The following is a 20,984-nucleotide window of genomic DNA, read 5'->3' on the forward strand; positions in this document are numbered from 1 at the left end:
CGCTTAATTAATTCTTCAGCGGTAACTTCAGTTGAATACCTGAAGTTACCGCTGAAGAATTAATTAAGCGCGTGCTTAATATCCTAGATGCTCACGGTTTAAATTACGACATCGATTGGGTGTTCAATGGGTTACCTTTTTTAACTGGTGACGGTCCATTATTAGAGGCAACTAAAGCCGCGATACTTGAGGTTACTGGTTATGAAACTGATCCACAAACCTCTGGTGGTACTTCAGATGGTCGTTTCATTGCCCCAACCGGAGCACAAGTGATCGAGCTTGGTCCTGTGAATGCCACTATTCATAAAATTAATGAATGCGTGAAAATTTCAGACTTAGAAATTTTAGCGCTGTGCTATGAATCTATTTTGGAAAAGCTACTTTGCAAATAAAGTTGCCATTACCAGCACTAGCACATCCAGTCCTGTATGGGCTGGATGATGCTCACTTAGTCCCATTTGGTAATTTCCTGCTAACTAAAGCAACATTATCAGCCTTTAAATCAATGCAGCAAAAAGCATTAGCTGATGGCATTGATATCCAAGTATGTTCTGCTTATCGCAGTTTCGAACGTCAAATGGCAATTTGGAATGGAAAAGCTCAAGGCAAACGCCCTTTACTTGATATTCAAAATCAGCGATTAGATCCATCATCTTTATCAGATAATGAATTGGTTGATGCCATTTTATGCTGGTCAGCTCTGCCCGGTGCATCGCGGCATCATTGGGGCACAGATATCGATGTTTTTGACGCAAAGCAGATTAATAAAGCTGACTTGCAATTAGTTAGTGATGAATATGCCAATGAAGGACCCTGCGCCAATTTGGCCCATTGGCTAAATAATCATGCACAGCAATTTGGTTTTTACTTACCTTATCAACCAAATCAATCTGGGGTTAGCCCAGAGCCATGGCATTTAAGTTATTACCCTGAGTCTTCAAAGCTCTTATCACAATATCAACCAAATTCCTTAAGACAGCTCTTGTCTCAATCTGAAATCACTTTACAATCTGCCCTGCTTAAAAGGCTCGATGAACTAGTCGATCAGTATGTGTTTTATGTTGCCGATATCCCGAAGTAAATCGCTGGCATCATTTAACTAGCGAATTTGAATTATCGATAATTAAGATACAAAGCTTGCTTGTAAATTAATCTATATTAATAACATTAATCACCGTTTCACTTATTTGAGAACTCCATGACGCCATCAAAATCTCACTGCTTTAACATCAATAATCAAAACCTTCACTTTACTGATGTTGGCCAAGGACCTGTTTTATTTTTTATTCATGGTTTTCTTGCAGATAACACAATGTGGCAGCCTCAAATCGATGCCCTAAGTGAACATTATCGCTGTATCGCAATCGATTTATGGTCACATGGTAAATCAGATCCAATGCCATCAGGTACCACATCACTGGTGACAATTGCTGAACATTGCTTAGCCCTTCTGGCCTCATTAGACATCAGCCAATGTTCAGTCATTGGTAATGGCACGGGTAGTGCTATCGCTGCAGAAATGGTACTCGCTAAACCGGCACAAATAACGAAATTAGTGATGGCAAATGGTTTTATTGGGTTTGAGCCACAAGTCAATTGTGCTAAATACCAAGCTTGGATTGATCAAGCCAGCCAGCAAAACAAGTGTAATGAAGAGCTAGCTATAACTGTCGCCGAAAAATTCTTTACCCCAAATAGTCAATCAGAGGCTAAAACCGTCTTTACGCAACAACTAACCCAATTGTCTAAACAGCAAATTGAACACCTCGCATTATTCAGCCCATTAGCCTTATATAAACGCGATACATTAGAGCTTGTTGAACAGTTTACCTTGCCTTGTTTAATTGTGATTGGTGAACAAAACCAGCTAAGAACCATGCTAGAAGCTTATTTGATGCAAGACTGCATTACAGGTAGTCAGTTAGTCCAAATAGCAGAAGCTGGACATTTTGCTAATATCGATCAACCGACAAAAGTGAATCAACTCTTGTTAAGTTTTCTTAACGGGGCTTGAAATGTTTTCAAACCGTTAATTCAAATGGATAGACCAGCATAATCAAATTTGCTGATATACTCTTGAAATTGATGAACATCAGCTAAATAGCTGATTAAAATATACTCTACATCTTTCACTTTTATTTGGGTCTATAACAATAAATGAAATTACTTAAGCCTCTTTTTGATAACAATCGCCGCTGGGCTGAGCGTATAAACGAAGAAGACCCTGATTTCTTCAAACAACTGGCAGAGCAGCAAAATCCAGAATACTTATGGATTGGTTGTTCAGATAGCCGTGTACCCTCAAATCAAATTATTGACTTGATGCCAGGTGAAGTTTTTGTTCACCGCAATATCGCAAACATGGTCATCCACACCGACCTAAACTGCTTATCAGTGATTCAATACGCTGTTGAAGTATTAAAGGTTAAACACATCATGGTTGTAGGTCACTACGGTTGTGGTGGTGTTAAAGCGTCAATGAGTAACGAGCGCTTCGGCCTCATTGATAACTGGTTAGGCCATCTAAAAGATATTTATCGTTTGCATCAGGCGGATCTTAATGAGCTCGACGAAGAACAACGTTTTAATCGACTGTGTGAGCTGAACGTCATGGAGCAAGTTGCCAATGTCACCAGTACATCAATAGTTCAAGATGCGTGGGATAGAGGTCAAGAAGTTGCCGTTCACGGCTGGATTTACGGAATTAATAATGGTTTGCTGACGGATTTAGATGTCACAGTGTTTAGTGAACATGCTAAAAATAACTCAGAAGATTCAGCCGTCTAAATACACAAACTAATTGATTCTCAATCGTAAATATTGAGTTTTAAAATATCAAAGCCCACTTAAACGTGGGCTTTGACGTTTTTGTCTACAATAAACTAGCATTAGTGCATTGAATTTAGTGTGCTTCAGACGAAAATTAGCTTTTAATGAATCTAAAGCGCTTTATCTGCCATACAATCACACGTAAACGTCATATAGTTAATGCAATTAACGCCCTAACCCAGTTATAATCTTCGGGTTTATTTAGCGCGACCTCGCGCACTGCATTTTTTAGGAGATAATTTCCATGCCAGGTTTTGAATTATTTGGTCCAGAGGAAAAGCAAGAAGTCGCTGATGTGATGGAAAATGGTTTTACCTTTCGTTATAACTTCGATCACATGCGTAATGATCGTTGGAAGACTCGTGAGATGGAAGCCCTTCTTTGCGAAAAGATGAATGCTAAGCATGCGCATCTTGTTTCTAGTGGCACCGCCGCATTACAAACAGCTATGGCTGCCGCAGGTATTGGCGCTGGTGATGAAGTTATCGTTCCTCCGTTTACTTTTGTTGCCTCAGTAGAAGCTGTATTTATGGCTGGCGCTGTGCCAATTTTCGCTGAGATTGACGAAACACTTTGTCTATCTCCTGAAGGTATTGAAGCTGCAATTACTCCACGCACAAAAGCAATTAACCTTGTTCATATGTGTGGTTCTATGGCTAAAATGGATGAAATTTTAGCGGTATGTAAAAAACACAATTTAGTGATCCTTGAAGACGCTTGTCAAGCCATTGGCGGCAGTTATAAAGGTAAAGCATTAGGCACTATCGGTGACGTGGGTTGTTACTCGTTTGATTCTGTTAAAACCATCACTTGTGGTGAAGGTGGCGCTGTAATCACTAATAACGAAACTATTTACAACCATTCTCACATGTTCTCAGATCATGGTCATGATCATGTTGGTAATGACCGCGGCGCTGAAGGTCACCCAATCATGGGGCTTAACTTCCGTATTTCTGAAATGAACTCAGCAATGGGTCTAGCTCAGTTACGTAAATTAGACAAAATCATCGATATTCAGCGCACTAACAAAAAGCTAATTAAAGATGCAATGGCAGATATTCCAGAAGTCACATTCCGTGAAATCCCTGATCCTGAAGGTGATTCTGCAGGCTTCCTTACTTTCTTAATGCCAACTGAAGAGCGCACAGTTGAAATCAATAAGAAGTTAGCAGAAAACGGTGTTGATGGATGCTTCTACTGGTATGTGAACAACTGGCATTACCTAAATAACTGGAAGCACATTCAAGATCTTAAATCTCCTGCTGCATTACCGATCACATTAATTCAAGATCGTCCAGATTACACTAAGGTTAAAACACCTAAGTCTGATGCCATCATGAGCCGCACTATTTCAATGTTAATTAAACTGTCTTGGACAGAAGAAGAAATAGCCCAGCGTATTGAAAACATCAAACGTGCTTTCGCTTAATTAATCAGATTATTTCTATCGCGCCTTATATTTTCTGGCGCGATAGTACTTTTTACAGTACTAATCTCAACGGAGAATGTTGTAATGAGTTTCAAAAATTTCAAATGCGTACCAAAAATGATTTTTGGTCGTGGATCATTTGCTCAATTAGATGCAGTGCTAGCTGAAGAACGTAAAGTTGAAAATGACTTCGTTGTATTTCTAGTTGATGACGTTCATCAAGATAAGCCTCTTGCTGGCCGTGTACCAGCTAAAGCACATGATTTACTTATCTATGTGAACGTTGATGATGAGCCAACAACTAAACAAGTCGATGCACTGACTGAACAAGTTCAAGCGTTCAATACTAAACTTCCAGTGAGTGTTATTGGTCTGGGTGGTGGTTCTACACTCGATTTAGCAAAAGCTGTTTCACTCATGCTGACTAATGAAGGCGGCAGTGCTGAATACCAAGGTTGGGATCTGATTAAGAACCCTGCAGTTCATCACATTGGTATTCCAACAGTTTCAGGTACTGGTGCAGAAGCATCACGCACCGCTGTTCTTTGTGGCCCTGTTCGTAAACTTGGTTTGAATTCAGATTACACCGTATTTGACCAAATCATCATGGATTCAGAACTTATTGCTGGCGTACCGACTGATCAATGGTTCTACACTGGTATGGATTGCTACATCCACTGTGTTGAATCGTTAGAAGGGACTTACCTAAACGAGTTTGCCAAAGCATTTGCTGAAAAGTCTATGGACTTATGTCGTGAAGTCTTCGTTGATAACCACGAAGAAAAAGACGATAAACTAATGATGGCATCGTACATGGGTGGTATGAGTATCGCTTACAGCCAAGTCGGCGCATGTCACGCTGTTTCTTACGGTTTAGGCTATGTACTAGGCTACCATCACGGTATTGGTAACTGTTTAGCGTTTGACGTTCTTGAAGAGTTTTATCCTGAAGGCGTTAAAGAATTCCGTAAAATGATGGAAGTTCATAACATCACGTTACCGAAAAATATCTGTAGAGATTTACCAGATGAAACTATCGCTAAGATGGTTGCTGTCACCAAGAGCATGGGACCATTATGGGACAATGTTTACGGCGCAGGCTGGGAAGAAAAAGTTACCGATGAAATGCTAACTAAGCTATTCCGTCGTATATAGTTTAGCCCTAAGCTAATTATAAGGGCTCATTAGAGCCCTTTTGTTTATCGTTTAAGATAAGTAGGTTTATTGATGAAAGTTACTCTTTTAATCCCTGCTAGATATGGTTCTAGCCGTTTTCCAGGCAAACCATTAGCACCAATCAATGGTAAGCCAATGATCCAACACGTTTTCGAACGTGCTTCATTAGCCAAAGGATTAGATAATATTTATGTTGCAACCGATGATGACCGCATTAAAGAAGCGGTAGAGTCATTTGGTGGTCAAGTTGTGATGACAAGCCCAGAAGCAGCATCAGGCACAGATCGCATCAATGACGCTATTAGCCAGCTAGGTTTAGCTGATGATGATTTAGTGATTAACCTTCAAGGCGATCAACCTCTTATTGATCCAATTTCTATTGAACAAATTATCAGTCTTTTTGAACGCCATCCAGGTGAGTTTGAAATGGCGACATTAGGCTTTGAGATTATCGACAAACAAGAACGTGATGACCCACTTCATGTTAAAATGGTATTCGATAATGAATTTAACGCATTATATTTTTCTCGCTCATGTATTCCTTTTGGCCGCGATACTGACGACTATCCAGTTTATAAACACTTAGGTGTTTATGCATACACCCGTCGCTTTGTTAACGCTTTTGCTAAGTTACCTCTTGGACGTTTAGAAGATTTAGAGAAGTTAGAGCAGCTCCGTGCACTAGAATATGGCCATAAAATCAAAGTCGCAATTAGCGCGTTTGATTCGCCAGAAGTGGACACACCTGAAGATATTCGCAAATGTGAGCAACGTTTAGCTGTTGATTAAACGCATTATAATTCATTGAGGTCGCCATGGATTTATCTGGTTTAGAAGTATGGATTATTATTATCTTAGTTGTTGGCATCATTGCCAGTAATTTAGCAGTACTGAAATACAGTGCTAAATTTAAGATGCCTCAGTTTGGTGATCCTAAAAAGCCTAATAATGAAAGTCACTCTGATACTGATAGCGACAAAACTGAACCTTCTGCTGATAGTGACAATAATAAAACGGGTCACTAAAACAAAGCACACAGAACCAAATAAATTGCACTTTAAAAAAAGAGACTCATTTGAGTCTCTTTTTCAATTCAGCTTTTGAACCTATCAGTTAGGTTCTGCTTCATCATCTCGTTTAGCAACTAATGGCTGACCAGTGTCAGGCCAAGCGTTAATCACAGCTTTGACAAGTGATGCTAGTGGGATTGCAAAAAATACTCCCCAAACTCCCCACAGGCCACCAAACACTAATACTGCAGCAATAATTAACACAGGGTGCAAATCAACAGCGTCTGAAAATAAAATAGGAACTAGCACATTACCGTCTAATGCCTGAATAACGCCGTAACCTATCATTACATAACCGAACTCAGGACTCACGCCCCACTGTACAAACGCAACCAGTGCAATTGGTAATGTTACTAATGTCGCGCCCACGTAAGGAATGAGAACTGATAGCCCTGTTAATACACCCAATAGCGCTGAATATCTTAATCCCATAACAGCAAAGAAAATATAACTTACAGTACCGACAATCACGATTTCAATTACTTTACCGCGAATGTAATTGAAGATTTGCTGATCCATTTCAAACCATACATTTCTAGCAAGGTCACGATTGTTTGGGAAAAAACGTTTACTGCTTTTGATAAGTTGATCTTTATCTTTTAAAAAGAAGAACACTAATAACGGCACTAAGATAACGTAAACCATCAGTACAAGTAATGAGGCTGAATAACCCAGTAACTGTTTACCGATATCCAATAGATGTTGTGTATCAACAAGCTTTTTAAGTTCAATCACCATCGCATCAATTTGCTCAACACTAATGTACTGAGGATATTTTTCGCTGAAAGAAACCAGCGATTGCATCCCAGTATCAATCATTAGCGGTAAATCAGTAGCCAAGGATATGCCCTGTCTCCAAAGACTTGGAACAAGTCCAAATGCGACTAACACCATCAAACCGATAAAGAGCACTAATATCAAAGAAGCACCTAACGTTCGGTTAATACCAAAACGTGCAATTTGCGCAACAGGCCACTCCAGTAAAAATGCCAACACTAGCGCCACTAGTAACGGTGCCAGCAAACCTCCAGCAAAATAAAGTAATAAACCAATCCCAAGCAAAATAAACAATAATGTAATCGCTTGTGGATCACTGAACCTGGCTTTATACCAATCGTTTAAAAATGAGAGCATTGTGTTACCTAAAAAGAAGTCACAGTTTGAGTTGTTATAATCGAAGTTTATCTTAATAGAATACTAGGATTATACTTATATATTGTTAAGTTTTGTGATGCTTAATGACATTGATTTGTCATTGTCATCGGTTATTTGAACTTGGTAGCCAAATTTTTTTAAAAACAGCGGAACATCTTGGCGTGAACCAGAGTCAGAGATACTAATTGCCAACTTTTCACCTGGTTGCATTTTTTTTAATGCTAGCTTAGTTTGCACCAAGGGATAAGGACATTGATAAGCTGTTAAATCAATAAATTTCATTATGAACTTGCTTTACACATTCTATGGCTATTATCCTAGCAAGGACAAAAAACCACAAGCGATACCATTGAGGTGTGGTGGTATTTTTGCTCTCCACCCTGTTGAAATAATTATAATAAAGGTTTCATTTGCGCAAATTATCGTTTTCTCAGTTTTCTAAAGGTGTTGTTACCACTGCTGTCAGCTTATTGCTAACCGCAGGAGTTGCTAAAAGCTTCGCAAATAATGACCTTCCTGATCTTGGTACGGCTGCGGTAAATACCTTCAGTCTCGAAAAAGAAATGGTTTACGGTGACGCTTATATGCGCGTCATACGCTCCTCGGCGCCAGTTATTAGTGACCCAGTATTAAACCAATATTTATCCGAGCTTGGTAACAAATTAGTGGCACATGCGACTGGTGTAAAAACGCCCTTTTATTTCTTCCTATTAAGAAATGATGAGATTAACGCATTTGCATTCTTTGGTGGTCATGTTGGGGTTCATACAGGGCTATTTTTACATGCAGACACTGAAAGCGAATTAGCATCGGTTCTTGCACATGAAATTACTCACGTTACTCAACGACATTTAGCACGTTCTCTTGAAGCACAGGATAAAAGTTCAACAGCGACAATTGTGGGTATGCTAGGCGCAATTCTGTTAACTATCGCAGCTCCTCAAGCTGGTATGGCAGCCTTAGCAACAACCCAGGCACTATCCACTCAAGCAAGAATTAACTTTACCCGTCTGCATGAGCGTGAAGCAGATAGAATCGGCATGCAAATTCTGGCTGATGCCGGTTTTGACCCTAATGGTGCATCTGACTTTTTCCAAAAACTTGCCATTCGCTATCGCTTCACTAGCACGCCACCACAAATGTTATTGACTCACCCATTACCAGAATCACGTATTACCGATGCGCGAAATAGAGCGGCTCAATATCCGAACCGATATATACCAGATCAGCTGAACTATCAGTTAGCAAAAGCGCGAATTCAGGTTCGATTTTCAAGCTATAGCGATCAAGCTGCGATTTCATTATTTGAAAAACAATTAAAGAAGAAAAACTACACATTTAAAAGTGCGGCGCTTTATGGCAAAGCCTTAGCTTTATTTAGAACCAAAAAATTTGAAGAGTCTGAAGCCATTATTGATGAGTTGCTCGAAAACGATCGTAATAACTTATTTTATATTGATACCAAGACAGATTTATTAGCCCAGCGTGATGATTACGAAACGGCTATTGAATTACTAAAGCATCACCACAGGTTGAAACCCACATCCTTGGTGATTGCGGCAAACTTAGCCAATATCTACGTTGAAGCTGATCAGCCGCGAAATGCTATTCCACTATTGGAAGATCTGATTTTCTTAGACAGGCAAAATGTATTGCCGTATCAAATAATGACTCAAGCTTATCGTAAGCTAGGAAATAAGGCACTTGAGCATTACAGTAACGCAGAAGCAATGGCACTTGCCGCCAATTATGACGGCGCGATTGATCAGCTCAATTACGCTTATCGTCACTCCGAAGGCCAAACCTTACAAATCGCCAGAATTGAAGCTCGTATCCGACAATTCCGCCAAGCTAAGCGTTCTTTAGACGCATTACAATAATTTTCAATTTCAAATCTAACCAAGCCACATCGATAGATGTGGCTAACCAACCTAATCAAAGTTTGATAAACTGTCGCCAAAATAAAGATAACAAGTGATCCTATGACCAATGTAACGCTTTACCACAACCCTCGCTGTTCAAAAAGCAGACAAACACTCGCCTTGCTTGAAGAAAATAATGCCAATGTCACTATTGTTGAATACTTAAAAAATGTACCGACAACTGAAGACATCAATCAAATTTTGGCACTACTTACGATTGATCCTAGGCAATTAATGCGCACCAAAGAAACTGAATACAAAGAACAAAATCTATCCGATGAAACACTTACTCAAGCTCAACTAGTGCAAGCGATGATAGATACGCCAAAGTTAATTGAAAGACCAATAGCCCTTGCTAATGGTAAAGCCGCAATTGGCCGTCCACCTGAAAATGTTTTAGCTATTCTGTGAGTAATAAGATGACCACACAAACTTTATTTCAGCTTTGTCGTACTGGTTATGTTGCATTACTGATGCTGTTATCTGGATGGTTTATACAACAAGGGATGACTGGCGAATACTCTATGGTATTTAGCTTATTGTGGATAGTACCGTTACTTTTACCAATAAAAGGAATATTAACAGGTAAACCTTACACTTACGCATGGGCAAGTTTTATTTTATGTCTATATTTGCTCCATGGTTTAACCTTAGTTTATGTTACTGAAGACGCACTTTATTTTGCGTTGATTGAATCAGTATTAATAAGTGCTTTATTAGTCGGGTTTCCATTTTATGCACGTATGCGTGGTAGAGAGCTAGGTTTAGGTTTAAAGAAAAAATCTAAAGATAGCTAATTTGCTAACGTATCAATACAAAGCGCCTTTCGGCGCTTTTTTATTCGACAAAACAGGGTAAATAAAACATTAATTCGCTGTTACTAGTCAGTTAATCCACTCTTTTTGTACAACAAATCCCATGCTATAGTGAAATGTCAGTCATTTGATTGAATGTGGTAATAAGCAACGGAGATTGTGTATGAAGACGTTAAGCCATAACGCTATGTTTGATAAAAGTAATTTGAACAAGCTAGCCTGTAAAAAACAGCAATATAGAGCCCCAAAGTATGCCATATTAAATTTGGTGGTTGCTTCAGTTATTCTAAGTGGCTGTGGTGGTTCTAGCGATTCATCAGACAATATAGATCAAAGTACGCCAGATAACTCATTACCCATTAATACTTGTGAAACTAGCTCTGGTCTTACTCAAATCAATACCTCTTCAGCACTTAGCTTCAATGTTGAGCAAGCTTATTCCGCAGGACAATCCGCTGTAATAATTGCCAGCGTTAACAACAGTAATTCAGCTGGACTCACTTATCAGTGGCAGCAAACATCTGGCCCTGCCATTTCTCTTGTATCTCAAAACAGTCCCGTTTTATCGTTTATTATTCCAGAGTCAGGTGAATATGGCTTTTCAGTCAATGTTTCAGGCGCACAAACTAACCTTAGTGAAACTATTAGCATTACTGCTAATGAAACAACAAACCAATTAAACATCAACAGCGATCATCAAGTCGTTCAAGGAAACGGTGTCAGCCTTCGTGTTGAGCGCATAAATAACCAATTGGTTGACGATATTGAATGGTGTTATTTCTCAAATCAAGCTGTAGAACTTGATTTAACAAACCCTGAACGCCCCTTGTTTACGGCTCCTGCAGTAAGCGCTGATAGTATTATCGGATTAAAAGCCACTGGCCAGTTTGCCGGTGAAACTTTTTCAGATGAAGTGTTTGTTATGGTGACTGCGGAATCTAGCATTACATCACCTTATTTTGACCAAGCTGTTGCACGAACTTATTCGTATAATCAAACATCAATTTATGCTGAAAATGCATCTGATTGTGTCTATTCAAACCAGCTGAATCAAACTTGTAATATTGCGGATTTACCCTTAATTGGCCAAGTCGCTAATTCTGAAAATATTAATTCGGTTATGGACCGAGTTGTGGTTTCACACGATTGGATGGGTGAGAACTTCGAAACCTTTTTGACTCAAGCAGATCCCAATAGCGATTTCATCAAACTACTTCAATCTGTAACCGCTGTTGTCATTAGCTCAGATATCAGACCTTCTTTTTATTGGGTGGCAACAGGGGCTATTTATTTAGATCCTGAATATCTATGGTTTACACCAGAGCAACGTGACAGCATTAACGAAGCACCAGATTATCGAAGTGATTTTGGTAATGATTTGCAATTTATAATGCCTTGGCGATATGTAAAAGATAATGACTATGCCTACAGTAGCTACGATCGAACCCAAAGACAAACCAGAACATTAGCAGACATCACCCCAAGTTTAGCCAGTTTGCTTTACCACGAACTGGCTCATGCGAATGACTTTTTCCCGCGCTCGATTCATAGCACGTTAACTGGTCCTACATTAATTGATGACTTTTATCGCCGTACGGACAACAACGCCCTCATATCGGATCAACTACAAAATGTTGACCCGCTGACTAGTAGTGAAATGTTTGGGTTAGCTGGGGTCAGTTTTTTAGGCGATACAGCAAATAACACCCAAAAAGCTTATTTACCAGGCGATGTAACAAGTTTCTTTTTAACTGACCATGCCAATGACTATTATGCCTATTCTTCCACACGAGAAGATGCAGCTATGTTATTTGAAGAGTCATTTATGAGTCATCGATATCAAATACAAAGAGATGTGGCTGTCACTGACACCACAGAGTATATCGTTGACTGGGGTCAACGAGGTCGAATAGGCTCGGCAGAACTACTGGATAGAGCTGCATTTGTAATTGATGAAATTATGCCTGAAGTTGATGGTAAAACATTACTCAATGCTTTGCCTGAACCCATTAATATGACTGCGGGCTTAGATTGGTTTGAAAACATTGGTATTAGTCCAAGCAATACACAGTCAAAGTCTATCATGAGCAGTATAAGTGCAATGGGTACAGAGGCTGAGAAGCGTCCTCTACAAGTTGGAAGAGAACATAAAGAAATGCCATTACCTAAACGTTAACGCATTCAGTGAATATTAATCGCTGCTATGTAACTATTTATCAATTTATCAAAGTGATTGGTATCGAATAACCATAAAGTCACAATCAAAAAAGCCACCTTCTCGGTGGCTTCTTATTCATCAATTAACCTAAATTAAAGCCTTAACATTTCTTTTATGAAAGGAATGGTTAACTTGCGCTGATGAACCATAGAAGCTTTATCGAGCTTATCAAGAACATCAAATAATGTTCGTAAATCACGTGCCATTCGCGTTAATAAGAAGCGCCCTACTTCATCAGAAAGCTGTAAGCCTCGCATTGCTGCTCTTCGTTGCAATGCAAGTAACTTCTCTTCATCAGCCATTGGCTGTAGCTGATAAATTAAGCCCCATTGCATACGAGAAATTAAATCAGGTAATGCAAAACCAGCTTCTGTTGGAGATGAACTACCGCTGACAATTAATCGGCAATCATCTTGTTCAGCAACGCGATTATACAAATGAAATAACGCTTCTTCCCAAATAGGATGACCTGCAATGGCATCTATATCATCAATACAGATTAAATGAAGTGACTCAACACCTTCGAAAAGCGCAGGCGAAATACTGGCATGGATCCCGAGCGGAATATATAAAGTACGTCTATCAAGATCGTTTGCATGGGCACAAGCAGCATGCATTAGATGAGTTCGGCCAGACTTAACGGGGCCAAATAAATATAAACTAGACGACAAACTGCCTTCTGCAGTAGCTTGAAGCTTTTGAATTAACTCATCATTACCCACAGCTGGATAATAACTTTGAAAAGTTTCATCGTCAGGTAAGTATACGGGTAACGATAGTTGTTTTGGTGAGTTTTGGGTCACTCAAAAATTCTCTAATAATGTAAACAAGCGACTGTAAGTATAACACAATCGTTTCAATGTCTGTTGCTGAATAAGCGGTCTAACTTGTTCAACAGCGAACAGTTAGACCGTTATCACGTATCTATTGAGGAAAAGGCATTTTGCGTAATATCATTTGCTCAAAAAATAGCACTAATGATTAATGCCACTGATAGAAAAGAGTCGTGACTTGCTCAGGAGCAAATTTCATGTCAGCTAATTCATCATTGGTATCTAATTGAGGGATTTCGGTGAGACGCTTATTAATATTCAGTAACTTCTGTAAATCATCTGCATCACCAAATAATTCAAGCTTATAAGTGACGGTATTCGCTTTAAATTGACTCAAACTCACCGCTTTAATTGCACTAAGTTGATTCAAGTAAGACTCAATTTCAACTAACTGCGCCATACTTTGGACGCCAGTCAAAGACAGTAATGTTTCGGCGCTATTGCCACTATCAGCAAAAGCATACTGGCTAACAAAGTATTCGGCTAAAGTGCTAAGAATTTGATCTGTAGCCTCTTGGTAATCAAGTACTTCAGCTTGGTGATGGATTAATGGTTGCATGATGCCGCCTTGACTGTCTTTATCAAATAAAGACACTTGAAAACGAACAAAACCACCTACTTTATCCATATCTGCAACAGCAAAGTAATCGGCACGGTATCTCGTTGATGCATCAGCAACCACATCAGTAAACATACCTCTTACATCAGATACGCTGATTTTCATCACATCATCTAAATCCATTACAGGCAAAATGACCGGAATACCTTTATTACTTGAATCTAAATCAATCTGAGCGCGAGTATCAAGCTCGGATGCATCAGATAAAATACTACGCTCACCTTCATCTTCAATCGACAACCACAATAACGTTAACGGGCGTTGACGTCCCCAAACAGGGAGATCTGCTTGGCGAAGCGTAGATATAATACGTTTATGATCAAAGTTGGCTTTTAAAGTCAGTTCATCATCTATTTCCCTATAGCCGTATTGGGTTAACAAGACTTCAGGTTTATTGATTTGCGCTTTAACTAACGGGTGTTCTAAGACAGAAGGTAAACCTGAATTTTTTACAAATACTGATGACAATGCTGTTTTTAACGCAGCTTGTCGCTCCGTTCTTGCTCTTGAAGACACAACAACATCAGCCTCGTCTAAAAGGCCAATTTCAGCAGAAATCGTTTTAGGACTATAAATGCCAAATAGCGTACTAATAACAATAATTTGTAAAAATATTTTTTGCATAGGAAAATAATAGCAATAGATGAAAGTGCTCGAAGTGTAGCATATTAATTTTGCTTCTAAAATTACATTCCCTTACCAATGTTTGAAGTGTTTTAGTTCATCTCTGTCAGTAAACAGCTCATAAACTTGATTTATATTACAGACATTTAACCAATATTGGCCTATCTTACAGCTTAATTTATACCTGAATGGAAACTATCAACATATGAATCGTTTATTCATCCCATTGCAAGGAGCTCAAATGCTTTTTGTCGCATTTGGCGCTTTAGTATTGATGCCGCTGCTCAGTGGTCTAGATACCAGTGTGGCATTATTCACTGCAGGTATAGGTACCCTGTTATTTCAATTAGTCACCAAAAGACATGTCCCTATTTTCCTTGCTTCATCCTTTGCGTTTATTGCACCTATTATGTATGGCGTACAAACATGGGGGATACCCGCGACCATGGGCGGTTTAATGGTTGCTGGCTTTGTGTATGTCATATTGGGAGCATTAGTTAAAGTTAAAGGTAGTGGTTTTATTCATAAGCTTTTACCACCCGTGGTTGTCGGTCCGGTGATCATCATCATTGGCCTTGGACTTGCGCCTATGGCGGTGAATATGGCTTTAGGTAAAACAGGTGATGGCAGTGCAGTTTTAGTTGATCAAAACATTGCCCTATTTATCGCTATCATGTCCCTTTCAACCACAGTTGCCATTGCCGTTTTCGCTAAAGGTATTTTAAAGGTTATGCCTATTTTAGCAGGGATTTTAGTCGGTTATGGCTTAAGCATGGCATTTGGTATTGTTGATTTCAGTCCAGTTCAACAAGCTCCTTGGCTCGCAGTCCCAAGATTTGTCGCACCAGAATTTCACTGGCAAGCAATTCTGTTTATGATCCCAGTAGCTATTGCTCCAGCTGTTGAGCACATTGGTGATTTACTGGCAATTTCAAATGTTACTGGTAAAGATTATATGAAAAAACCAGGCTTGCATCGCACTTTAACAGGTGACGGCATCGCAACCATGGCAGCATCAGCTTTTGGTGGTCCACCAAATACCACTTATTCGGAAGTTACAGGCGCAGTGACGCTAACAAAGAGTTTTGATCCGCGGATCATGACATGGACCGCAATAACGGCAATCATTTTGGCTTTCATCGGTAAATTAGGCGCACTGATGCAAACTATTCCTTTACCAGTAATGGGCGGAATTATGTGTCTATTGTTTGGTTCTATTGCTGCAGTAGGTCTAAACGCATTAATACGTAATCAAGTTGATTTAAATGAACCACGAAACTTAAGTATTGTTGGCGTGACATTAGTATTTGGTATTGGCGGAATGGCTTTTGGTATTGGAGAGTTCAGTTTAACGGGGATTAGTTTGTGTGGTTTAGTAGCAATCGTTATGAATCTTATATTACCTAAAACCCCTGAATCAGAAAAAATAGAAAGTTAAAACCTTAATAAAAAAGCCCTAACTGAATCCAGATTAGGGCTTTATTGTATCAAGCTAACTCAACCTACAAAATAGGTCTATTGAATATTATTCAGCGTCTTCTTCTGTGCGAAATTTATCAGCAGTTTCTTTGATAATTGGCTGTAATTCGCCTTTTTGGTACATTTCAGTGATGATGTCACAACCACCAATCAACTCACCTTCTACCCATAATTGTGGGAATGTAGGCCAGTTAGCAAATTTTGGTAATTCAGCACGAATATCTGGGTGCTGTAAAATATCAACGAATGCAAACTGCTCACCACAGTTAATCATAACTTGAGCGACTTGAGATGAAAAACCACAGCTTGGTAACTTTGGTGACCCTTTCATGTATACGATGATTGGGTTTTCACTGATTTGCTGTTTAATCTTGTCTACTGTTTCCATTGTAATTCCTAAGTGCAACTTAATAATCTTCAGCCATTGTACGCGAGCTAAGCCAAGAACAAAATCCCACAGTTTGTAGGGTTATAATAAAAATAACTTTTTTAGATTGCGTCTATCGACATAAATCATCAAACAATGATTCACATCACAAAAATTTTAAGTACAATGTCGGCAGAGCAATGATGCCTAAGTGGTACTCATAAAAAAACGATAACCTATGTCCATGGAGAGATAATAATGGCTTTCGAATTACCAGCATTACCATATGCTAAGAACGCACTTGCACCACACATTTCTGAAGAGACTATTGAATATCACTACGGTAAGCATCACAACACTTACGTTGTTAAGCTTAATGGTCTTGTTGAAGGTACTGAATTTGCTAACAAAACATTAGAAGAAGTTGTTAAAACTTCTACTGGTGGCATGTTCAATAACGCTGCTCAAATCTGGAACCACACTTTTTACTGGAACTGTCTAGCACCTAACGCTGGCGGTGCTCCAACTGGCGCGATTGCAGATGCAATCAATGCAGCATTTGGCTCATTCGAAGAATTTAAAGCTAAATTCACTGACTCTGCTGTAAACAACTTCGGTAGTGCATGGACTTGGTTAGTCAAAAATGCTGACGGTTCAGTTTCAATCGTTAACACAAGTAATGCAGCAACTCCTCTTACTGATGAGTCTGTCACTTCACTACTCACTGTTGATGTATGGGAACATGCTTATTACATCGATTACCGTAACGTTCGTCCTAACTATATGGCTGCGTTTTGGGAATTAGTTAACTGGGATTTCGTTAACGCGAACTTCGCTGGTTAATCTACCTATTTAGGTAAAAAGAGATGAGATAAAAGGAGCCTTCAGGCTCCTTTTTTATTACTCAAAATGAGATAGATAAACTCATAATTCGCCATTCATATTTAGAACACATTTCAGTATTAACTTTTGCAATAGTTGCAATTGCAACTGTTTATCTTTGTTTTTATTGAAGTTTTCATATTCTCTTCCTCGCAAATATCCAACCTCTGACCTAGACTTAAATTAGCAAACAGTTTTTAAAGATAAAAAATAATCGAAAATATTTTCAACTTTACCAACTAAAAATGCGCTATCAATCACTTTCTTTCGGCTAAGTTTCAAGGGGTTTCTTATGGGCATATTCGAACATTACCAACAACGTTATGAACAAAAGCTAGATGAAGAGTATTCACTGCAGCAATTTCTCGAAATCTGTAAAGAAGATAAAAGTGCATATGTGTCTGCAGCAGAAAGAATGCTAATGGCCATTGGTGAATCAGAAACTATCGATACTTCAAAAGATCCGGTGCTTAGCCGAATTTTTTCAAATCGACTCATCACACATTATCCTAGTTTCAAAGACTTTTACGGTATGGAAGAGTCAATCGAACAGATTGTGTCTTACCTTAAACACTCAGCTCAAGGGTTAGAAGAATCAAAGCAGATTTTATATTTACTTGGCCCTGTAGGTGGTGGTAAATCTTCACTTGCTGAAAAGCTTAAATCGTTAATGCAAAAAGTACCGATTTTTATTTTAACTGCCAACGGTGTTCGTAGCCCAGTTAATGACAGCCCGCTGTGTTTATTTGATTCAGAAGAAGACGGCGAGCTATTAAAAAACGAATATAATATTCCCACTCGTTACATTAAAACCATTATGTCACCTTGGGCTGTAAAACGGTTGCATGAATTTGGTGGCGACATTACTAAATTCAAAGTCGTTAAAGTCTACCCTTCTATTCTTGATCAAACTGCTATTGCTAAAACTGAACCCGGTGATGAAAACAACCAAGATATATCGGCGCTTGTGGGTAAAGTCGATATTCGCCAGTTAGAGCATTTTTCACAAGATGATGCCGATGCTTATGCCTACTCAGGGGCTTTATGTCGTGCTAACCAAGGTGTAATGGAATTTGTGGAAATGTTTAAAGCACCGATAAAAGTGCTACATCCATTATTAACAGCGACACAAGAAGGGAACTACAACGGTACTGAAGGGTTATCAGCCTTACCTTATAATGGCATGATCCTCGCTCACTCTAACGAATCAGAATGGACAACATTCAGAAACAATAAGAACAACGAAGCATTTTTAGACCGTGTTTATATCGTTAAAGTGCCTTACTGTTTACGTGTATCTGAAGAGATTGAAATCTATCAAAAACTTTTGAGTAACTCGGAGCTTTCAAGCGCCCCTTGTGCCCCAGGAACGTTAGAGACACTAGCTCAATTCAGTATTTTATCTCGCCTTAAAGTACCTGAAAACTCGTCTATTTTCTCAAAAATGCGTGTTTATAACGGTGAAACATTAAAAGATACTGATCCTAAAGCGAAATCATTCCAAGAATACCGTGACTACGCGGGTGTAGATGAAGGAATGAATGGCTTATCCACTCGTTTTGCATTCAAGATTCTATCTCGAGTATTTAATTTCGATGATACTGAAATAGCAGCTAACCCAGTGCATTTATTTTATGTGTTAGAGAAACAAATTGAACAAGAACAGTTCCCCAATGAAATCAGTGAACGCTACTTAGAGTTCTTAAAAGGTTACCTAATACCTAAATACGTTGAATTTATTGGTAAAGAAATCCAAACCGCCTATCTTGAGTCTTACTCAGAATACGGCCAAAACATCTTTGATAGATATGTCACTTATGCCGACTTCTGGATCCAAGATCAAGAATTTCGCGACCCAGAAACAGGCCAGTTATTTGACAGAGCGGCACTTAATGCAGAGCTAGAGAAAATTGAAAAACCAGCGGGTATTAGTAATCCAAAAGATTTCCGCAATGAGATAGTCAATTTTGTATTACGTGCTCGCGCCAATAACGAAGGCAATAACCCTCTGTGGACCAGTTACGAAAAACTCAGAGTCGTGATTGAGAAAAAAATGTTTTCTAACACCGAGGATTTACTGCCTGTCATCTCTTTTAATGCCAAAACCTCTGCTGACGATCAACGTAAGCATGATGATTTTATCAATAGAATGATGGAAAAAGGATATACACAAAAGCAAGTCAGGTTACTTTCAGAGTGGTATTTGAGGGTTCGTAAATCGTCATAAGTCTTGCTCACTTTGGCCTTATTCCGCTTGGTTCGTTTTAAGGTCAAAGTTCATTAGGAGTTGTGTATGGCAAATTTTATAGATAGACGCCTCAATGCTAAGGGCAAAAGTACCGTTAATCGACAACGATTTATCGAACGTTACAAAAAACAAATCAAAAAATCGGTAAGTGAAGCGGTAACACGTCGAAGCGTGACTGATATCGATAAAGGCGAAAAAATCAGTATTCCAACACGCGACATCAGCGAACCGATTTTTCATCAAGGTCAAGGTGGTATTCGTGAGCGTGTTCACCCTGGTAATGACCAATTTAACCAAGGCGATCAAATAGAACGACCTAAAGGTGGAGGCGCTGGAGAAGGAAGCGGTGAAGGAGAAGCGTCTAATACTGGTGAAGGTAAAGATGAGTTTTTATTTGAAATTTCAAATGACGAATATTTAGAATTATTATTTGAAGACTTAGCCCTTCCAGAGCTGCAACAAACTAACGCTAAACAAATGGTTGAGTTTGAAACATACCGTGCAGGTTTTACCAATGTCGGTGTACCAGCCAATATAAATATTGTTCGTTCACTTCGATCGTCACACGCTCGCCGTATCGCTATGACGGCAGGGAAAAAGAAGCAACTAGCAGAACTTAAGTCCAAATTGAATGAGCTTGAAAATACCCCTGGTACCCAAGCTGAAATCATCATGGATTTGAAACAACAAATAGAAGATTTACAGAAAAAAATTGATAGCGTGCCTTTTATAGACAGCTTCGATTTACGTTTTAATAATTTTGCTAAGCGAGAAAAGCCTTCAAGCCAAGCCGTGATGTTTTGCTTAATGGACGTGTCAGGTTCTATGGATCAAGCGACCAAAGATATGGCAAAACGCTTTTATATTCTGTTGTATTTGTTTTTAACTCAAACTTATAAAAATCTAGAAGTCGTTTATATCCGTCATCATACACAGGCAAAAGAAGTCGACGAACATGAGTTTTTTTACTCTCAAGAAACTGGCGGCACTATAGTGTCTAGTGCATTGAATTTAATGCATGAGATCCAGCAAGAGCGTTATCCTGCAGATGAATGGAATATCTATGCAGCGCAAGCATCTGACGGAGATAATTGGGCCGACGACTCCCCTGCTTGTCGGCAGTTACTAGCAGAGAAAATACTGCCCGTTTCACGCTACTTTAGTTACATAGAAATTACTCGCCGTGCTCACCAAACCCTTTGGCGGGAATACGAAGCGTTACAAGAGCAGTTCAGTAATATCGCTGTTCAGCATATTAAAGAGGTTAATGATATCTACCCCGTGTTCCGTGAATTATTTAAAAAGCAGCCAAGCTAAG

The 20,984-nt window shown here is 39.1% G+C and carries 20 protein-coding genes and 1 pseudogene; 16 read left to right on the plus strand and 5 right to left on the minus strand.

Annotated features, from left to right (window positions below):
* Positions 1-41: 41 nt before the first annotated feature.
* The 8 genes and pseudogenes from FNZ24_RS05530 to FNZ24_RS05565 all read left to right on the plus strand — a co-directional run.
* Positions 42-392, plus strand: a pseudogene (locus FNZ24_RS05530) (M20/M25/M40 family metallo-hydrolase); the annotation flags it as partial.
* The gene (locus FNZ24_RS05535) at positions 383-1,081 is read left to right on the plus strand and encodes a M15 family metallopeptidase (RefSeq protein WP_153913470.1); all 699 of its coding nucleotides are present in this window, start codon (positions 383-385) and stop codon (positions 1,079-1,081) included. The pseudogene FNZ24_RS05530 and the gene FNZ24_RS05535, both read left to right, overlap by 10 nt.
* Positions 1,082-1,198: 117 nt before the next feature.
* Entirely contained in the window at positions 1,199-2,014 is an 816-nt protein-coding gene (locus tag FNZ24_RS05540) for an alpha/beta fold hydrolase (RefSeq protein WP_153913471.1), read from the plus strand.
* 143 nt (positions 2,015-2,157) lie between these two features.
* A complete protein-coding gene (gene can, locus FNZ24_RS05545) occupies positions 2,158-2,787 on the plus strand; it encodes a carbonate dehydratase (RefSeq protein WP_153913472.1) in 630 nt (209 codons plus the stop codon).
* Positions 2,788-3,073: 286 nt separating this feature from the next.
* Positions 3,074-4,258, plus strand: a complete 1,185-nt coding sequence (kdnA, locus tag FNZ24_RS05550; protein WP_153913473.1) for an 8-amino-3,8-dideoxy-alpha-D-manno-octulosonate transaminase KdnA — start codon at positions 3,074-3,076, stop codon at positions 4,256-4,258.
* 84 nt (positions 4,259-4,342) lie between these two features.
* Positions 4,343-5,413, plus strand: coding sequence for a 3-deoxy-alpha-D-manno-octulosonate 8-oxidase KdnB (gene kdnB, locus FNZ24_RS05555; protein ID WP_153913474.1), 1,071 nt, complete (start codon positions 4,343-4,345; stop codon positions 5,411-5,413).
* 72 nt (positions 5,414-5,485) lie between these two features.
* Positions 5,486-6,223, plus strand: a complete 738-nt coding sequence (kdsB, locus tag FNZ24_RS05560) for an 8-amino-3,8-dideoxy-manno-octulosonate cytidylyltransferase KdsB (RefSeq protein WP_153913475.1) — start codon at positions 5,486-5,488, stop codon at positions 6,221-6,223.
* A 26-nt stretch (positions 6,224-6,249) separates the two neighbouring features.
* Positions 6,250-6,459, plus strand: a complete 210-nt coding sequence (locus tag FNZ24_RS05565) for a DUF2897 family protein (RefSeq protein WP_153913476.1) — start codon at positions 6,250-6,252, stop codon at positions 6,457-6,459.
* An 84-nt stretch (positions 6,460-6,543) separates the two neighbouring features.
* Here the strand turns inward: FNZ24_RS05565 and FNZ24_RS05570 are convergent, their stop codons facing one another.
* The gene (locus tag FNZ24_RS05570) at positions 6,544-7,638 is read right to left on the minus strand and encodes an AI-2E family transporter (protein WP_153913477.1); all 1,095 of its coding nucleotides are present in this window, start codon (positions 7,636-7,638) and stop codon (positions 6,544-6,546) included.
* Between the two features lie 75 nt (positions 7,639-7,713).
* The gene (locus FNZ24_RS05575) at positions 7,714-7,941 is read right to left on the minus strand and encodes a sulfurtransferase TusA family protein (RefSeq protein ID WP_153913478.1); all 228 of its coding nucleotides are present in this window, start codon (positions 7,939-7,941) and stop codon (positions 7,714-7,716) included.
* A gap of 128 nt (positions 7,942-8,069) precedes the next feature.
* On the opposite strand from FNZ24_RS05575, the gene FNZ24_RS05580 reads away from it, so the two are divergent.
* The 4 genes from FNZ24_RS05580 to FNZ24_RS05595 all read left to right on the plus strand — a co-directional run bounded on the left by FNZ24_RS05580 (position 8,070) and on the right by FNZ24_RS05595 (position 12,572).
* Entirely contained in the window at positions 8,070-9,539 is a 1,470-nt protein-coding gene (locus FNZ24_RS05580) for a M48 family metalloprotease (RefSeq protein ID WP_153913479.1), read from the plus strand.
* Positions 9,540-9,641: 102 nt separating this feature from the next.
* Entirely contained in the window at positions 9,642-9,992 is a 351-nt protein-coding gene (arsC, locus tag FNZ24_RS05585) for an arsenate reductase (glutaredoxin) (protein WP_153913480.1), read from the plus strand.
* Positions 9,993-10,000: 8 nt separating this feature from the next.
* The gene (locus FNZ24_RS05590; protein ID WP_153913481.1) at positions 10,001-10,378 is read left to right on the plus strand and encodes a DUF2069 domain-containing protein; all 378 of its coding nucleotides are present in this window, start codon (positions 10,001-10,003) and stop codon (positions 10,376-10,378) included.
* A gap of 181 nt (positions 10,379-10,559) precedes the next feature.
* On the plus strand, positions 10,560-12,572 hold the full coding sequence (locus FNZ24_RS05595) for a hypothetical protein (RefSeq protein WP_194945003.1): 2,013 nt from the start codon (positions 10,560-10,562) through the stop codon (positions 12,570-12,572).
* Between the two features lie 134 nt (positions 12,573-12,706).
* Here the strand turns inward: FNZ24_RS05595 and hda are convergent, their stop codons facing one another.
* Together hda and FNZ24_RS05605 are read right to left on the minus strand one after the other, a co-directional pair.
* Positions 12,707-13,417, minus strand: coding sequence for a DnaA inactivator Hda (gene hda / locus FNZ24_RS05600; protein WP_153913482.1), 711 nt, complete (start codon positions 13,415-13,417; stop codon positions 12,707-12,709).
* 178 nt (positions 13,418-13,595) lie between these two features.
* Positions 13,596-14,690 carry a DUF2066 domain-containing protein gene (locus tag FNZ24_RS05605; protein WP_153913483.1) on the minus strand — a complete coding sequence of 365 codons (1,095 nt, stop codon included), beginning with the start codon at positions 14,688-14,690 and terminating at the stop codon, positions 13,596-13,598.
* A gap of 205 nt (positions 14,691-14,895) precedes the next feature.
* Here FNZ24_RS05605 and FNZ24_RS05610 point away from each other — a divergent pair, with 205 nt between their 5' ends.
* Positions 14,896-16,128, plus strand: a complete 1,233-nt coding sequence (locus FNZ24_RS05610) for a uracil-xanthine permease family protein (protein WP_153913484.1) — start codon at positions 14,896-14,898, stop codon at positions 16,126-16,128.
* 87 nt (positions 16,129-16,215) lie between these two features.
* On the opposite strand, the gene FNZ24_RS05615 is transcribed toward FNZ24_RS05610, so the two are convergent.
* Complete coding sequence (locus FNZ24_RS05615) at positions 16,216-16,557, minus strand: Grx4 family monothiol glutaredoxin (RefSeq protein WP_102526235.1); 342 nt, start codon at positions 16,555-16,557, stop codon at positions 16,216-16,218.
* Between the two features lie 237 nt (positions 16,558-16,794).
* Between FNZ24_RS05615 and sodB the strand changes: the two genes are divergently transcribed.
* The 3 genes from sodB to FNZ24_RS05630 all read left to right on the plus strand — a co-directional run bounded on the left by sodB (position 16,795) and on the right by FNZ24_RS05630 (position 20,983).
* Positions 16,795-17,379, plus strand: coding sequence for a superoxide dismutase [Fe] (gene sodB / locus FNZ24_RS05620; protein WP_102526236.1), 585 nt, complete (start codon positions 16,795-16,797; stop codon positions 17,377-17,379).
* Positions 17,380-17,710: 331 nt separating this feature from the next.
* Positions 17,711-19,645, plus strand: a complete 1,935-nt coding sequence (locus FNZ24_RS05625) for a PrkA family serine protein kinase (protein ID WP_153913485.1) — start codon at positions 17,711-17,713, stop codon at positions 19,643-19,645.
* 66 nt (positions 19,646-19,711) lie between these two features.
* Positions 19,712-20,983 carry a YeaH/YhbH family protein gene (locus FNZ24_RS05630; RefSeq protein WP_153913486.1) on the plus strand — a complete coding sequence of 424 codons (1,272 nt, stop codon included), beginning with the start codon at positions 19,712-19,714 and terminating at the stop codon, positions 20,981-20,983.
* Position 20,984 lies beyond the last annotated feature (1 nt).

The organism is Shewanella sp. TC10, assembly GCF_009663145.1.
Taxonomy (GTDB): Bacteria; Pseudomonadota; Gammaproteobacteria; order Enterobacterales; family Shewanellaceae; genus Shewanella.